This window comes from Streptomyces sp. NBC_00873, from assembly GCF_045207415.1.
Lineage (GTDB): Bacteria > Actinomycetota > Actinomycetes > Streptomycetales > Streptomycetaceae > Streptomyces.
On record NZ_CP108803.1, the window covers coordinates 2,845,033 to 2,865,674 of the forward strand.

Consider the following 20,642-nt stretch of genomic DNA (forward strand, 5'->3'; position numbering starts at 1 on the left):
CAATCCGCACGTCGAGGCCGCACGGACACGGTTCAGCCGTTCAGGTTCACCAGCAGGGGCGGCGCGTGGTCCCCTCGTACAGTCGTGAGGGACAGCACCGCGTGTCCGGCCGGAACGCGATGGGCCAGTTCGGAGGCGGACCAGCGTTCGCGTTCGACCTGGCGTACGGTCACCGCGTCCGTGGTCACGGCCTTCCCGGTGACCAGTTTGCGGAAGGCGTGGATGGCCCGGGTCATCGGCTGGTCGGCGAAAACCGTGCGCTGGGTGATATCCCTCGTCTCGACCCATTCCGTGCCCCACGCCTCGGCGAACTTCTTGCCGTCCCAGGTGGTGATCCCGGAGAACGCCATCCGGCAGCCGGCGGCGCCGAGCAGCGCCGTGTGGAGGTTCTCCGGGACGTCGTCGAGGGTGCGCAGCGTGAACACGGCTCCGGCGTGCGCGGAGCGCAGCCGCTGGATTCCGCGGACGGTGTCGGGGGTCAGGGTGCGGGTCGCGTCGTCGAGGACGAGGCAGGCGAAGAGCGAGCGGTCCGTGCGGGTGGCGGCGCTCGCTGTGAACTGGGCGAGGACAAGGCGGGCCAGCATTCGTGACGCCTCGGCGTGGCCGCGTTCGGGCAGGTCGATGCGGACCCTCAGTGGGTGTTCCAGGGCCCGCAGGGAGAAGGGGCGGGCCTTGCCGGTGGTGTCGAAGAAATCGGCGAACGCGGGCCGGTCGAGGAGCGCGACCCGGTCGGCGAGCGCGGGTCCGGCGTCGCCGGGGGCGCCGGACTGGCGGGTGCGCGCGTCCAGTTCGCGGTGCATGTCCTGCCGGCCCGTGGCGTCGAGGGCCTCGCGCAGGGCGGAGAGCGTCTCCGGTACGCCGTCGAGCAGTTCCCGCAGCTCCGGGACGGAGGGGAAGCGGCCGTGGGCGGCGCGGTAGGGACCGAGGAGCTGGGAGAGGGCAGTGGCGGCGCGTCGGCTGTCCACCTCCTGGAGATCACCGACAAGCCCCTCGGCCAGCACGGCAGCGGCTTCGTCGGGGTCGGTGGTGCCTCCGTACAGGTCGAGATCGTGGACGGAGGACGGGTCGCCGAGCTTGACCACGACGTCGAAGCCCGCGTCGGCGCCGAGCTGGGTTCCGGCGGCGCACACCGCGACGACGGCGGCGCGCCCGGCGAGCGCCTGGAGGGCGAGGGATTCGACGACCGGCCGGATCAGCGCGCGGCTCTTGCCCGCCCCCGGCGGCCCGACCGCCAACAGGGACGTGCCGAGCAGCCCGGGGTCGAGGGCGATGCCGTTGCCGCGGCGTGCGTAGGGGTTGCGTTCGCTGTCGTCGACGGTGCCGAGTCTGACCTGGTCGACCAGCAGATCGTGCCGGGCGGCACGGACCGGGAGATCACGTGCGCCGGAGGGGTGGGTGCAGGCGGCGGCGCCGTTGCGCAGCACGGTGTCGGTGAAGGCGGAGAGCCGGCTGCTGTCGGCGCGTACGGACGTCCAGGCACGTCGGATACGGGCGTAGTCGACGTCGTTCATCCGGCCCGACCGCGCCTCCTGGGAGAGCTTGGCGGCGACCTGGTTCTGTCCGGCGGCGCGCAGGTCGGGCCACTCGGCCGGATCGTCCGCGCCGTCGTCCGTGCGGCCTTCGGTGCCGCGGACCGTGTCCTGGGCCGTGCCGCCGTGCACGTTGTCGTTCGCACGCCCGGTGGTGGCGGCGTGGGCCGTCGGCGGGTGCTGCGGTCCGTTGCCGCCGGAGGTCCGGCGGCGCAGTTCCGCCCATCGTCCGAGCTTCGCGAACGGCCACACGATCACCAGGGTGATCAGGGCGTACAGCGTGTACGTCACCGCGGTGGTCACGGTGCGGTCGGTGCCCAGCCACGGTGCGGCGAAGCTGAAGGTGAGCTCCATGCCCGGCACGGTCCCGTTCCATACGAGGATCCAGACCAGCAGGGCGCCGACCGCGGCGCCGCCGGCCCGGGCGGCGGGTCCCCGGCCCCCGACCCATCGTTCGAACGCGGCGCGCCAGTTACCCAAGCGGCCGAACCCGTAGAAGATGGCTCCGATGATCAGGAGGCGGTATATGTCGAGTGCCCGCACGGCCCCATGGGTCAGCGGCTGATCGCCGAACGGTCCCCACCAGCCGTCGGGGGTGAAGAGCTTCAGCGGGACCCGCCAGTACGGGATGTATCCGTTGCGCCAGAGCGACCAGACGAGGATGGAGGCCAGCAGGGAGATCACGGCTCCGCTGAGCAGGGTGCGGTCGGGCGTGCGCTCCTCTTCCTGGGCGGGCCGGGAGGTGTGGCCGAACCGCCAGACGCCCGGTTCCGCGATGGGCCTGGGGATGCGCAGCCAGTCGCCGAGGGAGGGCCCGGAGACCGGTGCGTGGCCCGGCATGGGCGGCAGCACGGGCGGTGGTGGGCCGGCCGGGCGCGGTACCGAATGACCGGAGCGGGTGCCGCGTGAGTGGTACGTGCCCTCGGTGTCCATGTGCTGTCCCTCGTCCCCTGACCAGCGCCGACCGGTAACTCCGGGCGCGGGCGCCCGATCCCCTCAATCTAGTGCCCCGTACCACCCCGTCAGACGCTGTCGAGCGGGATGTCCCGCACCTGTTGCCGGGCCGAGGGCCATGCCGGTCGCTATGTCCGTGACGGACAACCGCGAACCGCCACTTCTCCCGAACGGAACATGCCGGACCCCCGGCCTCGCCCCTAGCCTGCAGAGAGAAGCGTCCGAAACACCCCCAGGAGCCCCGCATGACCGCAATTCCGCAGGAGCGCCGCGTCGTCACTGCCATTCCCGGCCCGAAGTCGGTGGAGCTGCAGGCCCGCCGTCTCGCGACGGTCGCCGCAGGTGTGGGCTCCACCCTGCCGGTGTTCACCGCCCGTGCCGGTGGCGGGATCATCGAGGACGTGGACGGCAACCGCCTGATCGACTTCGGCTCCGGCATCGCCGTGACCTCGGTCGGCGCCTCCGCCGAGGCTGTCGTACGCCGCGCGTCCGCGCAGCTGGCCGACTTCACCCACACCTGTTTCATGGTCACGCCGTACGAGGGGTACGTCGAGGTCTGTGAGCAGCTCGCCGAGCTGACGCCGGGCGACCACGCCAAGAAGTCCGCGCTGTTCAACTCCGGCGCCGAGGCCGTCGAGAACGCCGTGAAGATCGCCCGTGCCTACACCAAGCGCACCGCCGTCGTCGTCTTCGACCACGGTTACCACGGCCGGACGAACCTCACGATGGCGCTGACCGCCAAGAACATGCCGTACAAGCAGGGCTTCGGTCCGTTCGCGCCCGAGGTCTACCGCGTCCCGGTGGCGTACGGCTACCGCTGGCCGACCGGTGCGGAGAATGCCGGTGCCGAGGCGTCCGCCCAGGCCATCGACCAGATCACCAAGCAGATCGGTGCCGACAACGTCGCCGCGATCATCATCGAGCCGGTGCTCGGCGAGGGCGGCTTCATCGAGCCGGCGAAGGGCTTCCTCCCCGCCATCGCGCAGTTCGCCAAGGACAACGGCATCGTCTTCGTCGCGGACGAGATCCAGTCCGGCTTCTGCCGTACCGGCCAGTGGTTCGCCTGTGAGGACGAGGGCATCGTCCCCGACCTGATCACCACCGCCAAGGGCATCGCGGGCGGTCTGCCGCTCTCCGCAGTGACCGGCCGCGCCGAGATCATGGACGCCGCGCACGCGGGCGGCCTCGGCGGTACGTACGGCGGTAACCCGGTGGCCTGCGCGGGTGCGCTCGGCGCCATCGAGACCATGCGTGAGCTGGACCTGAACGGGAAGGCGAAGCGCATCGAGGAGGTCATGAAGGGCCGCCTCGCCGAGATGCAGGCGAAGCTGCCGAACGGCGATGTCATCGGTGACATCCGCGGCCGCGGCGCGATGATCGCGATCGAGCTGGTGAAGTCCGGCACGAAGGACCCGAACCCGGAGGCCACCGCGAAGCTCGCGAAGGCCTGCCACGCCGAGGGTGTGCTCGTCCTCACCTGTGGCACGTACGGCAATGTGCTGCGCTTCCTGCCGCCGCTGGTGATCGGCGAGGACCTGCTGAACGAGGGCCTCGACGTCATCGAGCAGGCTTTCACCCAGATCTGATCCGGTCCCGGCGCCGATCCTGACCGGGCCCACGTGAGGGTCTGTGAAGAAGGTGTGGGGGGCCGATGGCGGGATCCGATTCCGGCTGTCGGTCCCCCGTCGGCTGCCGTACGGTTTCTGCAGATGAGAGAAACACCCCGCCCGCAGGGGACTGCTGGCGACGCCGGGCCGGAGCTTCCCCAGCACCGTCCTGGCCGTGCCTTCGCGCACACCACTGGAGCCTCTGGCTCCGGAACTCCTCACCGATCGGATGGCCGCTCGCCCCAAACCCCCCGGGGCGCGCGGCAAACCGATCCAGACGGTCGCCCCGGAACCACCCCCCCTGTTCCGGGGCGGTCGGCTTTTCTCCTTTCGCTGGTGTCGTCGCTGCTCACGGTCTTCGCGCTCCTCACCTGGCAGGTCGCGGCCGACGGCCCGCTGCGCGGGCTGGACGAGCGGATCGGCCGGACCGTCGTCGGACACGGTCCCGCCCGGCTCACCGAATTCCTCGCCGATCTCGGCAACATGCAGGTCGCGCTCCCGGTCCTGGGGTGCGCGATCGTCTACGCGCTGCTGCGTGGCGCACGCCGTGCGCCGCTGTCCGCGGCGCTCGCCATGGCTGCGGTACCCGCGCTGATCGTCCCGCTCAAGGACTTGATCGCCCGTCCGGGGCCGCTGACCGAGGCGACCGGCTACTACCCGTCGGGCCATGCGGCGACGGCCGCGGTGGCGTACGGGGCCGCCGCGCTGCTGCTCGCACCGCGCACAGGTCCGGCAGGGCGGTCGAAGTGGTCATGGACGATGCCCGTCGCCGCTGTCCTGCTGACAGTGGCGACGGGCATCGGTCTGGTGCTGCGCGGCTATCACTGGCCGCTGGATGTGCTCGGCAGCTGGTGCCTGAGCGGGCTACTCCTCCTGGCGCTCAGCTGGTCGAGCTGTTCCTCACGGCGGTGTCAGCCGACGGAGTAGGCGTCGAAATTCTTCGAGAACTCCCCGTTGTCGAAGCGGTCCCAGTTGATCGACCACGTCATCGGTCCGCGCACCCCGGGAGCGTCCCGGCTCGCGGCCCGGTCAGCTGTCGAAGCCGAGCCCCAGGCGGTCCATCGTCCGCAGCCACAGATTGCGGTGTCCGCCATTGCTGTCCGCCCTGGCCAGGGACCTCTTGGTGAGTTCGATCCCGGCCCAGGCGAACGGTTCCGGCGGGAACGGCATCGGCTTGGTGCGCACCATTTCCAGACCGGTCCGCTCGGTCCTTTCGCCGGACAGCAGGTCGAGCATCACATCGGCGCCGAACCGGGTTGCTCCGACACCGAGCCCGGTGAATCCGGCGGCGTAGGCGACCCGCCCCTGATGGGCCGTACCGAAGAAGGCGGAGAAGCGGGAACAGGTGTCGATCGCACCGCCCCAGGCGTGGCTGAAACGCACCCCGGCCAACTGCGGGAAGCAGTCGAAGAACTGGGTCGCGAGCTTGAGGAACGTCTCCGGCCGCTGGTCGAGATCGGCGCTCAGCCGGCCACCGTACGGATAGATCGCGTCATAGCCGCCCCATAGGATCCGGTTGTCCGCCGAGAGCCGGAAGTAGTGGAACTGGTTGGCGCTGTCGCCGAGCCCCTGCCGGTTCTTCCAGCCGATGGAGGCGAGCTGGTCGGCGGTGAGCGGTTCGGTCATCAACGCGTAGTCGTAGACCGGGACGGTGTACGGACGCACTCGCTTCACCAGCGACGGGAAGATATTCGTGCCCAGCGCGACCCGTCGGGCGAGGACCTTCCCGTACGGCGTGCGGACCGCCATCCCGGTGGCGGTCCTGGCCAGTTCGAGGCCCCGAGTGTGCTCGTACACCCGTACGCCCAGATCGAGGCAGGCCCGCTTCAGCCCCCAGGCGAGCTTGGCGGGGTGCAGCATGGCGACCCCGCGCCGGTCCCAGAGCCCACCCAGGAATGTCGGTGAGCCGACCTCCGCGCGCAGTGCGTCCTGATCGAGGAATTCCACTCCGGTGAAGCCGAGTTGCTCCGCTTCCCGGTGCCATTCCCGGAGTTCTTCGAGCTGGTGGGGTTCCGTGGCGACATCGATCTCGCCGGTGCGCTCGAACTCGCAGTCGATGGAGTAGCGGGCGACAGCCGCCTCGATGGCGTCGAGGTTCTGCTCGCCCATCTCCTCCAGCTTCTTGATCTCGTCGGGCCAGCGTTCCAGGCCGTTGGGGAGGCCATGGGTGAGGGAAGCGGCGCAGAATCCGCCGTTGCGGCCCGAGGCGGCCCAGCCCACCTCGTGCCCCTCGATCAGTACGACGTCCCGTTCCGGGTCGCGTTCCTTGGCGATCAGCGCGGTCCACAGTCCGCTGTATCCGCCGCCGATGACGAGCAGGTCGCAGTGTTCGTCGCCGGTGAGCGCGGGAAGCGCGTCGGGCCTGCCGGGGTCGTCCAGCCAGAACGAGACCGGCCGGGCGCCGGAGAGTGATTGTGCAGCAGTACGCATGGCAACTGGGGCCATGGTTTCCAACTCCTTCAGGACTTCAGGGTCGTGCGCTGTTCTTCCGCCGGTTCGCGATCAGCTGGCCGGCGACAACCACCAGTACGGCAATGATGAACATCGCCGTGCCGATGACGTTGATCTGCACGGGTGTGCCGCGCTGTGCCGAACCCCAGACGAACATGGGGAAGGTCACGGTCGAGCCCGCGTTGAAATTGGTGATGATGAAATCGTCGAAGGAGAGCGCGAAGGCGAGCAGCGCTCCCGCGGCGATTCCGGGGGCGGCGATCGGCAGGGTCACCCGCAGGAACGTCTGCACGGGGCCCGCGTACAGATCGCGGGCCGCCTCCTCCAGCCTCGGGTCCATCGACATCACGCGCGCCTTGACCGCCGTCACGACGAAACTCAGGCAGAACATGATGTGCGCGATGAGGATCGTCCAGAAACCGAGCTGCGCACCCATGTTGAGGAAGAGCGTGAGCAGCGAGGCGGCCATGACGACCTCGGGCATCGCCATCGGCAGGAAGATCAGCGAGTTGATCGCGCCGCGCGCCCGGAAGCGGTAGCGGACCAGTGCGAAGGCGATCATCGTGCCGAGCGCGGTCGCGCCGATGGTCGCCCAGGTGGCTATCTGGAGGGAGAGCGAGAGCGAGCCGCACATGTCGGCGACGCCGCAGGGGTCCTTCCAGGCGTCCAGTGAAAAGCGCTGCCAGGCGTAGTTGAAGCGCCCGTTCGGCTTGTTGAAGGAGAACACCATGACGACGATGTTCGGCAGAATCATGTACCCGAGGGTCAGCAGACCCGCGATGGCGATCAGATGGCGGCGGAGCCAGCGCAGTACGGACATCAGACCAGGTCCTCCGTCCCGGAGCGGCGGATGTAGACGGTGACCATCAGCAGGACGACCGCCATGAGGATGAAGGAGAGCGCGGCCGCCATCGGGTAGTCGAGGACGCGCAGGAACTGGGTCTGGATGACGCTGCCGACCATCTTGGTGTCGGTGGAGCCCAGCAGTTCCGCGTTGACGTAGTCACCGCTGGCCGGGATGAAGGTCAGCAGCGTGCCGGAGACGACGCCCGGCATGGAGAGCGGGAACGTCACCTTGCGGAAGGTGGTGGCGGGGGTGGCGAACAGGTCGCCGGCCGCCTCGTGCAGCCTGCCGTCGATCCGCTCCAGCGAGGTGTAGAGCGGCAGGATCATGAACGGCAGGAAGTTGTACGTCAGACCGCAGACCACCGCCATCGGCGTGGCCAGCACCCGGTTGTTCTCGGTCCAGCCGAGCCAGCTGGTGACGTCCAGGACGTGCAGGGTGTTCAGCACGTCGACGACCGCACCGCTGTCCGCGAGGATCGTCTTCCAGGCCAGCGTACGGATCAGGAAGCTGGTGAAGAACGGCGCGATGACCAGCACGAGCACCACGTTGCGCCAGCGGCCCGCCTTGAACGCGATGAGATACGCGAGCGGGTAGCCGAGCAGCAGGCACAGGATCGTCGCGGTGCCCGCGTACAGCAGGGACCGGATGAACTGCGGGTAGTACTCGGACAGCGCGTCCCAGTAGGTCTGGAAGTGCCAGGTGACCTCGAACCCCTTCTCCAGGGATCCGGTCTGTACGGAGGTCGACGCCTGGTAGACCATCGGCAGCGCAAAGAAGACGACGAGCCACAGGATGCCGGGGAGCAGCAGCCAGTACGGCACGAGCCGCTTGCGGGTGGAGGCCTTGCATACCGGGAGTTCGGCGGGGTCTGTGGGCGGCGCGGGCGGCGCTTCGGTGACGGTCACGTCGCGTCCTCCACCGTCTCCACGCCTGCGTCGATGTCCTGGGCCGCGTCGAGGCCGAAGGTGTGCGCGGGGTTCCAGTGCAGGACGACCTCGGCTCCCGGGGTGAGCCGGGTGTCGCGCTCGATGTTCTGCTCGTACACCTGAAGCGCCTTGCCGGCCGGGCTCTCCACCACGTACTGCGTGGAGACACCGATGAAGCTGGAGTCGGTGATCCGGCCGGTGACCCGGTTGCGTCCGGCGGCTATGGAGTCCGCGTCGTCGGCGTGGGCGAGGGAGATCTTCTCCGGACGGACGCCGAGCAGCAGCTTGCCGCCACGGGCGGTGGGGGCCTGACACCGTCCGGCGGGCAGCCGCAGCGTCATGCCGCCCGCACCGACCAGGATGTCCTCGCCGGCCTCGGTGATCTCGCCCTCGATGAGGTTGGAGGTGCCGAGGAAGTTGGCGACGAACGTCGTCTTCGGATTCTCGTACAGATCGGCCGGGGCGCCGAGCTGTTCGACGCGGCCCGCGTTCATCACCGCGACGGTGTCGGCCATGGTCATGGCCTCCTCCTGGTCGTGGGTGACATGGATGAACGTGATGCCGACCTCGGTCTGGATGCGCTTGAGCTCCAGCTGCATCTGGCGGCGCAGTTTGAGGTCGAGGGCGCCGAGCGGCTCGTCGAGCAGGAGCACCTGCGGGTGGTTGATCAGGGCGCGGGCGACGGCGACGCGCTGCTGCTGGCCACCGGAGAGCTGGTGCGGTTTGCGCTTCGCGAAGTCGCCGAGCTGGACGAGGTCCAGCATGTCGTCGACCTGCTTCTTGACCGACTTGATGCCGCGCCGGCGCAGACCGAAGGCGACGTTCTCGGTGACGTCGAGGTGCGGGAAGAGCGCGTAGCTCTGGAAGACGGTGTTGACGGGCCGCTTGTACGGAGGCAGGTCGGTGATGTCCCGGCCGCCCAGCGAGATGGTGCCGGTGGTGGCCTCCTCCAGCCCCGCGATCATCCGCAGGGTGGTGGTCTTGCCGCAGCCGGACGCCCCGAGCAGGGCGAAGAAGGAACCCTGCGGAACGGTCAGATCGAGCGGCTGGACGGCTTTGAAGGAGCCGTACGTCTTGCTGATCCCGGTGAGGCGGACGTCGCCGCCTTCTGTCTGCTGCTGTGTCATGGGTCGCAGTCCCAGTGGTGTCAGGGGGAGATCGGGGGAAGGAAAGGCGGGTCGGTCAGGCGCCGATGAGCTTGGCGAACTTCTCTTCGTACGCCGTCTCTTCCTTGGAGGTCAGCGAGCGGAAGGCGTGCGACCGGGCCGCCATCTCCTTGTCGGGAAGGATCAGTACGTTGTCGGCCATCGCCTGGTCGATCTTCGCCAGTTCGTCGCGGACTCCGTCGACCGGACAGACGAAGTTGATGTACGCGGCGAGCTTGGCGGCGACCGACGGTTCGTAGTAGTAGTCGATGAGCTTCTCGGCGTTGGTCTTGTGCCGGGCCTTCACCGGGACGAGCAGGTTGTCGCTGGAAATGATGTAACCGGCGGCCGGGATGGCGTACTTGATGTCCGGGTTTCCGGCCTGGAGCTGGATGATGTCACCCGCCCAGGCGACGCAGGCGGCGATGTCGCCCTTGTCGAGGTCGGCCGTGTAGTCGTTGCCGGTGAAGCGCCGGATCTGGTTCTTGTCGACGCCCTTCTGGAGCCGGCCGATCGCGGCGTCGTAGTCGGCGTCGGTGAAGGTACCGGGGTCCTTGCCCATGTCGAGCAGGGTCATGCCGATGGAGTCGCGCATCTCCGAGAGGAAGCTGACCCGTCCCTTGAGCTTCGGGTCGTCGAGCAGCTGGCTCACGGAATCGACTTTGCGGCCTCCGGTCGCCTTGGAGTTGTAGGCGATGACGGTGGGAATGCCCGCCCACGGGTACGAGTAGGCGCGGCCGGGGTCCCAGTCGGGGGAGCGGAACTGGGCCGAGAGGTTGGCGTAGGCGTGCGGCAGGTTCGACGCGTCGAGCTTCTGCGCCCAGCCGAGGCGGACGATGCGGGCGGCCAGCCAGTCGGTGACGCAGATCATGTCGCGGCCGGTGTCCTGGCCGGCCGCGAGCTGCGGCTTGATCTTGCCGAAGAACTCGACGTTGTCGTTGATGTCCTCGGTGTACTTGACCTTGATCCCGGTGCGTTTCGTGAACGCCTCCAGGGTGGGCCGGTGCTTGCCGTCGTCGGTGACGTCCATGTACTCGGTCCAGTTGGAGAAGTTGATCTGCTTCTCCTTGGCCGAGTGGTCGTCGGAGGCCGCCGCCGCGTCCCCTTCCCGCTTCGCGGGCGGGATGCCGCACGCGCTCAGCGTGCCCAGGCCGCCGAGCGCGAGCGCGCCCATGCCGGAGGCGCGCAGCCACGAACGGCGGGTGAGGGCACCCCTGCCGCTGGTAAGACTGCGCCGCATCGCTGCCAGTTGGGCCGCGGAGAGGTGCTCCGGCTCGTACTGTTCCATGCGCGTTGCCCTTTCGGGTGGGTGTGGCCGTTGTCCGATCTGGCTATCGGTCCCCGAAGATCGTGCGGTGCCAGTCCTTCCGGGCAACCGCGGTGTTGTCGTACATCACGTGCTTGACCTGTGTGTACTCCTCGAATGAGTACACCGACATGTCTTTGCCGAAGCCGCTGGCCTTGTATCCGCCGTGCGGCATCTCGCTGATGATCGGGATGTGGTCGTTGATCCAGACGCAGCCCGCCTTGATCTCGCGGGTGGCGCGGCCCGCCCGGTACAGGTCGCGGCTCCAGGCGGAGGCGGCGAGTCCGTACGGGGTGTCGTTGGCGAGGGCGATGCCCTCGTCGTCGGTGTCGAAGGGCAGCACGACCAGGACCGGGCCGAAGATCTCCGACTGGACGATCTCGCTGTCCTGGGCGGCGCCCGCGACGAGCGTCGGCCGGTAGTAGGCACCGTCCGCGAGGTCACCGCCGGGGACCTCACCGCCGGTGACGACGGTGGCGTACGCACGGGCGCGCTCGACGAAGCCGGCGACCCGGTCCCGCTGGGCGTGGCTGATCAGCGGGCCGAGGTCGGTCGACGGGTCGAAGGGGTCGCCGAGCCGGACGGTCTCCATCAGCGAGGCGACGCCCTGAACGAAGGCGTCGTAGAGCGGCCTCTGGACGTAGGCGCGGGTGGCGGCGGTGCAGTCCTGGCCGGTGTTGATGAGCGCTCCGGCGACCGCGCCGTTGACAGCGGCCTCCAGGTCGGCGTCGTCGAAGACCAGGAAGGGGGCCTTGCCGCCGAGTTCGAGATGGAGGCGCTTGACGGTGGCGGTGGCGATCTCCGCGACCCGCTTGCCGACGGCGGTGGAGCCGGTGAAGGAGGTCATCACGACGTCCGGGTGTCCGACGAGATGTTCGCCGGCGTCCTTGCCCGCTCCGGTGACGATGTTGATCACACCGTCCGGGATACCTGCCTCGGTGGCCGCCTGGGCGAACATCAGCGAGGTCAGCGGGGTGATCTCGGCGGGCTTCAGCACGATCGTGTTGCCCGCCGCGACCGCCGGGAGGACCTTCCAGGCGGCCATCTGGAGCGGGTAGTTCCAGGGGGCGATCGAGCCGACGACGCCGATGGCCTCGCGGCGTACGTACGAGGTGTGGTCGCCGTCGTACTCCCCGGCGGCCTTGCCCTCCAGGTGGCGGGCGGCGCCGGCGAAGAAGGAGGTGTTGTCGACGGTGCCGGGCACGTCGAACTCGGTGGAGAGCTTGATGGGCTTGCCGCACTGGAGCGACTCGGCGTACGCGAAGTCGTCGGCCTGCTCCGCGAGGACGGCGGCGAACCGGTGCATCGCCTCGGACCGCTCGGCCGGGGTGGCACCCGACCAGCCGGGGAACGCCTCGCGGGCGGCCGCGACAGCCGCGTCGACATCGGCGGTGCCCGCCAGTTCGTAGGTGTAGACGATCTCGCCCGTAGCCGGGTTCACGACGTCGTGGCTGCGTCCCGATGTGCCGGAGCGCAGCTTTCCGCCGATGTACTGTGCGCCGGCCGCGAAGCGGTCCCGCACGTGGAAGCCGTTGCCCATGACACTCTCCTCCGCCGCTGTCTCCGTGAACCGGGGCGGCGTAGCTTCTGCTCGATTTGAGTGCCGATCCTGACAGAGGAGACCGAGCCCAACAAGTGATTCCGTTGTTGCCTTTTGGTTACGCGACGGAATCTGTCGACCATGTGTCGCGTCGCCGCGGAAATCCACGTACGGAGTGTCAGTGGCGGATGCCACACTCGCATGTCATGGAACACCTGAGCGAGCTCGTGGCGCGGACCCGTCGCGGGGAGAAAGTGAAGTACCTGCCGTTCTGGGGACACCGCCCTCGGCCGGACGGGCGGATCGGCGCGAGCTGCCTCAGCCAGTGGTGGCCTTCGCCGTTCACGGTCGACGGGGTGACGTACGCGTCGGCCGAGCACTGGATGATGGCCGGCAAGGCGCGGCTCTTCGGCGACGCGGAGGCGGAGCGCCGTGCGCTGTCCGCGAGCAGCCCCGCGGCGGCGAAGAAGGAAGGCCGGCTGGTCCGCGCCTTCGACGACACGGTGTGGGAGCGGGAGCGGTTCGCCCTGGTGGTGGCGGGCAGTGTCCACAAGTTCGGCCAGGACGCCGGGCTGCGCGCGTTCCTGCTGAACACCGGGGACCGGGTGCTGGTCGAGGCGAGCCCCCTGGACAGGATCTGGGGCATCGGACTGGCGGCGGACGACCCGCGAGCGGAGGATCCGGCGCGCTGGCGGGGGCTGAATCTGCTGGGGTTCGCCCTCATGGAGGCGCGAACACGGCTGCGCGCCGTGCCCGACGCGATATGAAAAGGCCCGCCGGGCGGTCGGGGTTCTCCCCACCGCCCCGCGGGCCGTGCTCTGTGCGGCGGCATTCCTGCCTCTATCGCGTGCCGTCCACGACCAGGGACGTTCCGTACGTGTCGTCTCCTGGGTAGCTGTCGTCGTTGTTGAAGTCGTGGGTCACGCCCCAGATCAGGAAGCCCAGGAACGCTCCGCTGATCACGATGCCGAGCGAGCCCAGGATGATGCCGGCCAGTGCGACGCCGCCGTTGTTCGCCTCACCCCGGTTGACCCGGCCACGGCCTATGAGACCGAAGATCAGCGCGAGGACGCCGAGGACGACCCCGAGCCCCCACATGCAGAAGCCGGTCACGGCGATGATGCCGAGCACCATCGACGCGATACCGAGCCCGTTCGCGGGCGCCGGTCCGCCCCAGGCCGCCTGGCCGTAGCCGGGGTATCCCGGATAACCGCCGTACTGCGGAACGGGTGCGGCCGGGTATCCGTACTGTCCTGCCGGAGGGACTTGCTGTCCGGGACCGTTCGGCGCGATCGGCGGCGGCGGTACGACCCCGGGCGCCTGTCCCGCTCCGGGCAGGGGGCCGGCACCCGGTGCGGCAAAGGGGCCGGTCCCCGGTGCGGCGCCGAACCCCGCCGTGGGCGCCGGCCCCGTTCCTGCGGCCGGCATCGAGGTGACCGTCTGCTGGTCGTGCACAGCGGGCGGGCGCGGGTCACCAGTCTGCTTCTCCAGCGGCACCCTGTTGTCCGGCGGAGCCCACGGATCGCGTGGCGCAGCCCCGTCTGCAGGCTGCTCTGTGTTCTCTGACATGGGCCTCCCCCATCGTGGTCCCGTCATGCTACGGCCCGCCCCCGCAACCGCCGCTCCGGCCTACGATGATCCCCGTCCCACGCCGGGCCGTCCCGTGCCCTGACCGCTCCACGTCATGCCTCCGGAGGATCCGATGACCGATCTGCACCCCTTCATCGCGGGGCTGCCCAAGGCCGAACTGCATGTCCACCATGTCGGATCCGCCTCGCCCCGCATCGTCGCCGAACTGGCCGCCCATCACCCGGACTCCAAGGTCCCCACCGACCCCGAGGCGCTGGCCGACTACTTCTCCTTCACCGATTTCGGCCACTTCATCGACGTCTATCTCTCCGTCGTGGACCTGGTCCGCACCCCGGAGGACGTCCGGCTGCTGACCTTCGAGGTCGCCCGTGACATGGCCCGGCAGAACATCCGGTACGCGGAACTGACTGTCACCCCGTTCAGCTCGACCCGGCGCGGCATTCCGGAGCAGGGGTTCATGGAGGCGATAGAGGACGCCCGCAAGGCCGCCGAGGCCGAGCTCGGGGTCGTCCTGCGCTGGACCTTCGACATTCCCGGCGAGGCCGGGATGGAAGCCGCCGCGGAGACCACCCGGCTCGCGGTGGACCTGCGGCCGGAGGGCCTCGTCGCGTTCGGCCTCGGTGGTCCGGAGATCGGCGTGCCCCGACCGCAGTTCAAGCCCTACTTCGACCGGGCGATCGCCGAGGGGCTGCACTCCGTCCCGCACGCCGGGGAGACCACGGGTCCTGAGACGATCTGGGACGCCCTCACCGAACTGCGCGCCGAGCGCATCGGCCACGGCACCAGCGCCACCCGGGACCGCAGGCTCCTCGACCACCTCGCCGAGCACCGGATCGCGCTGGAGGTCTGCCCGACCTCGAACATCGCAACCCGCGCCGTGACCGATCTCGACCTGCACCCGGTCAAGGAGATGGTCGACGCCGGAGTCCTGGTCACCATCAACAGCGACGACCCGCCGATGTTCGGCACCGACCTCAACAACGAGTACGGGGTGGCGGCCCGCCTCCTCGGTCTGGACGAGCAAGGTCTGGCCGCGCTCGCGAAGAACGCGGTGGAGGCCTCGTACCTCGACCCGGCCGGCAAGCGGACGCTGGTCGCCGAGATCGACACGTACACGACGGACTGGCTGCAGCGCACCGGCCGGTGACCGCCGATGGTGACAATGGCCCCATGGCCACCTCTGTCACCGTCGTAGCTCACCGCGGCGATCCGTACCGTGTCCGCGAGAACACCCTCCCCTCGATCCGCTCCGCCATCGAACGGGGGGCGGACGCGGTCGAGATCGACGTCCGGGTCACCCGCGACGGGGTGCCGGTCCTGCTGCACGACGCCACGCTGGAGCGGCTGTGGGGCCACGAGCGCAGGCTGGACCGGCTCACCCACCAGGAGCTCACCGAGCTGACCGCGGGCGGTGTGCCCACCCTGCGCGAGGCGCTGCTCGCCGCCGGGGCGCACCGCCTCATGCTCGATCTGCCCGGCTCCACCGACGAGTCGGTACGGAAGACCATCGGCCTGGTCCGCGAGTGCGGGGCCGGGGAGCGTACGTACTACTGCGCGGGCCCCGAGGCCATGCTGCGGGTGCGCGCCGCGGATCCGTCCGCCGAGATCGCCCTCACCTGGACCACACTCGCCCCGCCGCGCTCCGCCCTCCTGGACGTGGTGAAGCCCCGCTGGCTGAACTACCGGTTCGGGCTGGTGAACCGGGAACTGACGGACCGTATCCACCGGGACGGGCTGCTGGTCTCCGCCTGGACGGCCGACACCAAGCGCACGATGCGCCGTCTGATCGGACACGGCGTCGACTCGATCACCACCAACCGGGTCGACGCCCTGCACGGTCTGCTCGCCAACTCCCGGTCCGCTGAGCTTTCTTGATCGATCCGGCATCATGGGTGGTGCCTCGCCACTGGTGAGGGAAAATGGTGCCCGAGGAGCAGATGTGACCGATCCGCACAGCAGCCCCCGTCCCGCCCGAGTCCGTTCCGACATCGCGCACAACGCCCGTGTCTGGAACCACTGGCTGGGCGGCAAGGACAATTACCCCGTCGACCGCGCGGTCGGCGACCATGTCACCTCCCTGTATCCGAGCATCGGTGAAGTGGCCCGCGCCGACCGGGCGTTCCTGGGGCGGGCGGTCCGGCATCTGGCGGGTGACGCGGGGATCGGGCAGTTCCTGGACATAGGCACCGGTCTGCCGACGGCCGACAACACCCATGAGGTCGCCCAGCGCATCGCGCCCGCCGCCCGCATCGTCTATGTCGACAACGACCCGATCGTGCTGGCGCACGCCCGCGCGCTGCTCATCAGCTCACCGGAGGGTGCGACCGAGTACATCGATGCGGACGCCCGCCACCCGGAACAGATCCTGCGGGGCATCGAACCGACACTCGATCTGAAGAAGCCGGTCGCGGTCATGATGCTCGGCATCCTGAACTTCGTCCTCGACACGGACGAGGCACGGAAGATCGTACGGACGCTGATGGACGCGATGCCGTCCGGCAGCTATCTGGTACTCACCCACCCCACCCTGGAACTGAGCGGCGAGGGCAACGAGGCGGCGATGCGGTTCTGGAACGAGAACGCCACCCCGCCGATCACCGCCCGCAGCCGCGCCGAGTTCGCCACGTTCCTGGAGGGTCTGGAGCTTGTCGAGCCGGGCATCGTCTCGTGTGCGCGGTGGCGGACCGCCCCGGGAACCACGGCGCCGGTGGTCGCCCAGTTCGGCGCCGTCGCCCGGAAGCCCTGACGGCGCCGACAGCATGCACATAGGAGACCTGGCCCCGAGGGTGCTCGGGGCCGGCCCCCGGACCGTGGACCTCACCGTCGCACTGCTGGTGCAGGCCGCGGTGACCATGCCGTTCGTCGTCCCGCGTGCCACGGAGCTGCCGGACGCGACATGAACGGCGTACTTGCTGACCACCTTGACCGTGCTGCCGCTGGTCGCCTCCCGGCAGCTGGAGCTGACGCACCGGATCGAGGCCGAGCAGGCGGCGTCGCGCGAACGGACCCGGATCGCACGGGAGATGCACGACATCCTGTCGCACGCGGTGAGCCTGATGACCGTGCAGGCGGAGGCCGGACCGGTCGCGGTCCGTACGTCGCCGGAGCGCGCCGAGGCGGCGTTCGACGCGATTTCGGAGACGGGCCGGGACGCCGTGGTGCAGCTGCGCCGGATGCCCGGCGTGCTGCGCGAGACATCGTGGTGGCCGCCTTCGGTGCCCCGTCGGCCGAGTGACTCAGACCGTTGCTGCGGACGCCGGCCCGGCCACCGGGTCCGGCGTCCGGCCCAGCGCTTCCAGCCGCTTGATCATCCGGCGGGCGACGAGCAGCGGAAGCACTCCGAAGACACCGAACGACATGTCGATGACCGACCACCAGAACGGAATGTCCCGGATCGGTCCGCAGATCAGCGCGAGCGGGATGATCCCGGCACAGGCAATCATGCCGAACTCGACGACCCAGATGTTGCGGACCGGGTCGCGGTACGGTCCGTAGAACGCGACGGCGATGACGAGATGCGCGAAAGCCAGCCAGTCGGTGCCGTACAGCACGAAGGGGTACGTCGCGTCGGCCTCGTCGAGGCCCGTCCGGACCCGGGTGATCCACTCCATGAGGGCCGGGAAGTGTTCGGGCACGGGAGAGGCCGAGGACCTCAGCAGGTCCTCGGCCCAATGGAGTTCATGGACGAGCGGGAAGGCCGTCAGCCCGCTCAGCACCAGACAGACGATAAAGACGACCAACCACACGCGTATGCGCCTCAGCAGGGCTCTTCGCTCGCTCATGTCCGCAGCGTACGCCCGTGTTTACGCACCCTTTACGCCACCCCGGAACGGCCTCACAACCCGACGATGGAGTTCCACTTCTTCGCGAACTCGGTGCGCTCCTCGGACGTGATGTCGCGGGCGATCGCCAGCCGCTTGCGCATCGCCTCGTCGGGGAAGATCAGCGGTTCCTCGGCAAGCGCGGCGGTCTCCTCGTCCTTGGAGGAGGCCAGCACCTCGCGGGCGGCGGGGACGGGGCAGACGTAGTTGACCCAGGTCGCCAGCTCCGCGGCGACCTCGGGCTCGTAGTAGTAGTCGATGAGCTTCTCGGCGTTGCGCTTGTGGCGGGCGAGGTTGGGGATCATGAGGGACTCCGCCCAGAGCTCGCCACCCTCCTCGGGCACCACGAACTCGATCTCCGGGTTGTCGGCCTGGAGCTGGATGACGTCGCCGGAGTAGGCCTGGCAGGCGAGTACATCGCCGGTCGACAGGTCCTTGATGTAGTCGTTGCCGGTGAAGCGGCGGATGTGCTTCTTCTTCACCAGTTTCTCCACCTGGTCACACACCTCGTAGAAGTCGTCGCGCTTCCAGCGGGTGACGTCGACGCCGTTGCCCTGCATCAGAAGGGCCAAGGACTCGTCGAGCCCGGACAGCAGTGTCACCTTGCCGCTCAGGTCGTCCGCCCACAGATCGCTCAGGCTCCTGATCTCGCGGCCGAGCTTCTTGCGGTTGTACGCGATGCCGGTGATCCCGGACTGCCAGGGGACGCTGTGCATCCGGCCCTTGTCGAAGGCGGGTGAACGCAGCTGCGGATCGAGGTACTTGGCTACGTTGGGCTGCTTGGCCCGGTCCATCTCCTGCGCCCAGCCGAGCCGTACGAACCGGGCGGCCATCCAGTCGCTGACGACGATCAGGTCCCGGCCGGTCTCCTGGTGGTTCATCAGCGCCGGGCTGATCTTCCCGAAGAACTCGTCGTTGTCGTTGATCTCCTCGGTGTACGTGACGGAGATCCCGGTCCGCTTGCTGAACGCGTCGAGGGTGGGCCGCTTCGACGCGTTCTTGTCGTCGACGTCGATGTAGAGGGGCCAGTTGGCGAAGTGCAGCGTGTGATCGCTGCCGGAGGAGTCGCGTCCGGCGCGGTCGCCGGGCTGCACATAGGCGGCAGGCACTCCGCAGCCGGCCAGCGTGACACCGGCCGCTCCCGCCCCGAAGGCGCGCAGCAGGGACCGGCGGGACATGGGGTTGTTCGGGATCGCTCGCACCTGCGCAGGATGCCCGGCCGGGAACGCGGCGGACAATGGACCAACCGTCCAGCAGAGCGGGCCTCTCCCGCACACCCTGTCGATGCCCCGTCAGGCGGCGGACACGGGAACGGCCCCTCGAAGTCGCGCATTCGAGGGGCCGTCACCACCGCGTCGGTGTCAGTCGTCGAGCGAGGTCATGACGTGCTTGATGCGCGTGTAGTCCTCGAAGCCGTACGCGGAGAGGTCCTTGCCGTAGCCGGACTTCTTGAATCCGCCGTGCGGCATCTCGGCGACGAGCGGGATGTGGGTGTTGATCCACACACAGCCGAAGTCGAGATTCTTGGACATGCGCATCGCGCGGGCATGGTCCTTGGTCCACACCGAGGAGGCGAGGGCGTACTCGACGCCGTTCGCGTACTCCACGGCCTGGTTCTCGTCGGTGAACGACTGGACCGTGATCACCGGTCCGAAGACCTCGTTCTGGATGATCTCGTCGTCCTGCTGCAGACCGGAGACGACGGTCGGGGCGTAGAAGTAGCCCTTCTCGCCGACCCGGTGGCCGCCCGCCTCGACCTTGGCGTGCGTGGGCAGCCGGTCGATGAACCCGCTGACCTGCTTCAGCTGGTTGGCGTTGTTGAGCGGGCCGTAGAGCACGTCCTCGTCGTCCGGCTGCCCGGTCTTCGTGTCGGCGGCGGCCTTGGCGAGCGCGGTGACGAACTCGTCGTGGATCGACTCGTGGACGAGGACGCGGGTCGCGGCCGTACAGTCCTGACCCGCGTTGAAGAAGCCCGCGACGGAGATGCCCTCGACGGCCTTGGCGATGTCGGAGTCCTCGAAGACGACGACGGGCGCCTTGCCGCCGAGCTCCAGGTGAACGCGCTTGACGTCCTTGGCGGCGGACTCGGCGACCTGCATGCCGGCCCGTACCGAACCGGTGATGGAGGCCATCGCCGGGGTCCGGTGCTCGACCATCGCGCGGCCGGTGTCCCGGTCGCCGCAGATGACGTTGAAGACGCCCTTGGGCAGGATGTCGCCGATGATCTCGGCGATCAGCACGGTCGACGCCGGGGTGGTGTCGGACGGCTTGATGACGACGGTGTTGCCCGCGGCGAGCGCCGGGGCGAACTTCCACACGGCCATCATCATCGGGTAGTTCCACGGCGCAACCTGCGCGCAGACGCCGACCGGCTCGCGGCGGACGATGGAAGTCATCCCCGCCATGTACTCGCCGGCCGAGCGGCCTTCGAGCATCCGTGCCGCGCCCGCGAAGAAGCGGATCTGGTCCACCATCGGCGGGATCTCTTCGGTGCGGGTGAGCTCGATCGGCTTGCCGGTGTTCTCGGACTCGGCGGCGATCAGCTCCTCCGCCCGCGCCTCGAACGCGTCCGCGATCTTCAGCAGGGCCTTCTGGCGCTCGGCGGGCGTGATGTCGCGCCAGGCAGGGAAGGCCGCCGCGGCGGCGTCCATGGCGGCATCGACATCGGCCTGGCCGGAGAGCGGGGAGGTCGCGTAGACCTCTTCCGTCGCCGGGTTGACCACGTCGATGGTCCGCCCGTCCGCGGCGTCCCGGAACTCCCCGTTGATGTAGTTGCGCAGACGGCGCACCTCGGTGGTCACAACCACCCCTCCTGTCGACACGTCCAATGGGTGAGATGTCCAGCCTAGTCGCAGCGGTATCGCTTTCGACATACCCAACCGCCGAGAACTTCGGATTCAGTGAGATCTAGACCCTCAGACAACGA

The 20,642-nt window shown here is 69.0% G+C and carries 17 protein-coding genes and 1 pseudogene; 7 read left to right on the forward strand and 11 right to left on the reverse strand.

Annotation, left to right across the window (positions count from 1 at the left end):
* Window positions 1–32: 32 nt before the first annotated feature.
* Entirely contained in the window at window positions 33–2,462 is a 2,430-nt protein-coding gene (locus tag OH809_RS12670; RefSeq protein ID WP_406422289.1) for an ATP/GTP-binding protein, read from the reverse strand.
* A 266-nt stretch (window positions 2,463–2,728) separates the two neighbouring features.
* On the opposite strand from OH809_RS12670, the gene gabT reads away from it, so the two are divergent.
* Complete coding sequence (gene gabT, locus OH809_RS12675) at window positions 2,729–4,069, forward strand: 4-aminobutyrate--2-oxoglutarate transaminase (RefSeq protein WP_359106193.1); 1,341 nt, start codon at window positions 2,729–2,731, stop codon at window positions 4,067–4,069.
* A gap of 357 nt (window positions 4,070–4,426) precedes the next feature.
* Window positions 4,427–5,017: a phosphatase PAP2 family protein gene (locus tag OH809_RS12680; protein ID WP_406422288.1), complete on the forward strand. Its 591-nt coding sequence runs from the start codon at window positions 4,427–4,429 to the stop codon at window positions 5,015–5,017.
* Window positions 5,018–5,119: 102 nt separating this feature from the next.
* Here OH809_RS12680 and OH809_RS12685 read toward each other — a convergent pair whose 3' ends face one another.
* Genes OH809_RS12685 through OH809_RS12710 form a run of 6 tightly spaced genes read right to left on the reverse strand, consistent with a single transcriptional unit; the run spans window position 5,120 to window position 12,305 of the window.
* A complete protein-coding gene (locus OH809_RS12685; RefSeq protein ID WP_406422287.1) occupies window positions 5,120–6,535 on the reverse strand; it encodes an NAD(P)/FAD-dependent oxidoreductase in 1,416 nt (471 codons plus the stop codon).
* Window positions 6,536–6,557: 22 nt separating this feature from the next.
* Entirely contained in the window at window positions 6,558–7,361 is an 804-nt protein-coding gene (locus OH809_RS12690) for an ABC transporter permease (protein ID WP_406422286.1), read from the reverse strand.
* Window positions 7,361–8,293, reverse strand: a complete 933-nt coding sequence (locus OH809_RS12695) for an ABC transporter permease (protein ID WP_406422285.1) — start codon at window positions 8,291–8,293, stop codon at window positions 7,361–7,363. The genes OH809_RS12690 and OH809_RS12695 overlap by 1 nt, the downstream gene beginning before the upstream one ends.
* On the reverse strand, window positions 8,290–9,441 hold the full coding sequence (locus tag OH809_RS12700) for an ABC transporter ATP-binding protein (protein ID WP_406422284.1): 1,152 nt from the start codon (window positions 9,439–9,441) through the stop codon (window positions 8,290–8,292). Before OH809_RS12700 ends, OH809_RS12695 begins: the two co-directional genes overlap by 4 nt.
* 55 nt (window positions 9,442–9,496) lie before the next feature.
* Complete coding sequence (locus tag OH809_RS12705) at window positions 9,497–10,747, reverse strand: PotD/PotF family extracellular solute-binding protein (RefSeq protein WP_406422283.1); 1,251 nt, start codon at window positions 10,745–10,747, stop codon at window positions 9,497–9,499.
* A 43-nt stretch (window positions 10,748–10,790) separates the two neighbouring features.
* The gene (locus tag OH809_RS12710) at window positions 10,791–12,305 is read right to left on the reverse strand and encodes a gamma-aminobutyraldehyde dehydrogenase (RefSeq protein WP_406422282.1); all 1,515 of its coding nucleotides are present in this window, start codon (window positions 12,303–12,305) and stop codon (window positions 10,791–10,793) included.
* A 206-nt stretch (window positions 12,306–12,511) separates the two neighbouring features.
* On the opposite strand from OH809_RS12710, the gene OH809_RS12715 reads away from it, so the two are divergent.
* Entirely contained in the window at window positions 12,512–13,072 is a 561-nt protein-coding gene (locus OH809_RS12715; RefSeq protein WP_406422281.1) for an NADAR family protein, read from the forward strand.
* A gap of 73 nt (window positions 13,073–13,145) precedes the next feature.
* On the opposite strand, the gene OH809_RS12720 is transcribed toward OH809_RS12715, so the two are convergent.
* Window positions 13,146–13,874, reverse strand: coding sequence for a DUF4190 domain-containing protein (locus tag OH809_RS12720; RefSeq protein ID WP_406422280.1), 729 nt, complete (start codon window positions 13,872–13,874; stop codon window positions 13,146–13,148).
* Between the two features lie 133 nt (window positions 13,875–14,007).
* Between OH809_RS12720 and OH809_RS12725 the strand changes: the two genes are divergently transcribed.
* The 4 genes and pseudogenes from OH809_RS12725 to OH809_RS12740 all read left to right on the forward strand — a co-directional run.
* A complete protein-coding gene (locus OH809_RS12725; RefSeq protein WP_406422279.1) occupies window positions 14,008–15,042 on the forward strand; it encodes an adenosine deaminase in 1,035 nt (344 codons plus the stop codon).
* 23 nt (window positions 15,043–15,065) lie between these two features.
* The gene (locus OH809_RS12730; RefSeq protein WP_406422278.1) at window positions 15,066–15,770 is read left to right on the forward strand and encodes a glycerophosphodiester phosphodiesterase; all 705 of its coding nucleotides are present in this window, start codon (window positions 15,066–15,068) and stop codon (window positions 15,768–15,770) included.
* Between the two features lie 10 nt (window positions 15,771–15,780).
* Entirely contained in the window at window positions 15,781–16,641 is an 861-nt protein-coding gene (locus tag OH809_RS12735; RefSeq protein WP_406425225.1) for an SAM-dependent methyltransferase, read from the forward strand.
* 13 nt (window positions 16,642–16,654) lie between these two features.
* A pseudogene (locus OH809_RS12740) lies at window positions 16,655–17,125 on the forward strand (histidine kinase); the annotation flags it as partial.
* Between the two features lie 6 nt (window positions 17,126–17,131).
* Here OH809_RS12740 and OH809_RS12745 read toward each other — a convergent pair.
* The 3 genes from OH809_RS12745 to OH809_RS12755 all read right to left on the reverse strand — a co-directional run bounded on the left by OH809_RS12745 (window position 17,132) and on the right by OH809_RS12755 (window position 20,517).
* Window positions 17,132–17,677: a hypothetical protein gene (locus OH809_RS12745; RefSeq protein WP_406422277.1), complete on the reverse strand. Its 546-nt coding sequence runs from the start codon at window positions 17,675–17,677 to the stop codon at window positions 17,132–17,134.
* A gap of 53 nt (window positions 17,678–17,730) precedes the next feature.
* Complete coding sequence (locus OH809_RS12750) at window positions 17,731–18,894, reverse strand: PotD/PotF family extracellular solute-binding protein (RefSeq protein ID WP_406425223.1); 1,164 nt, start codon at window positions 18,892–18,894, stop codon at window positions 17,731–17,733.
* 183 nt (window positions 18,895–19,077) lie between these two features.
* Window positions 19,078–20,517 (reverse strand): gamma-aminobutyraldehyde dehydrogenase, encoded by a 1,440-nt coding sequence (locus tag OH809_RS12755; RefSeq protein ID WP_406422276.1) that lies wholly within the window; start codon window positions 20,515–20,517, stop codon window positions 19,078–19,080.
* Between the last annotated feature and the right edge of the window lie 125 nt (window positions 20,518–20,642).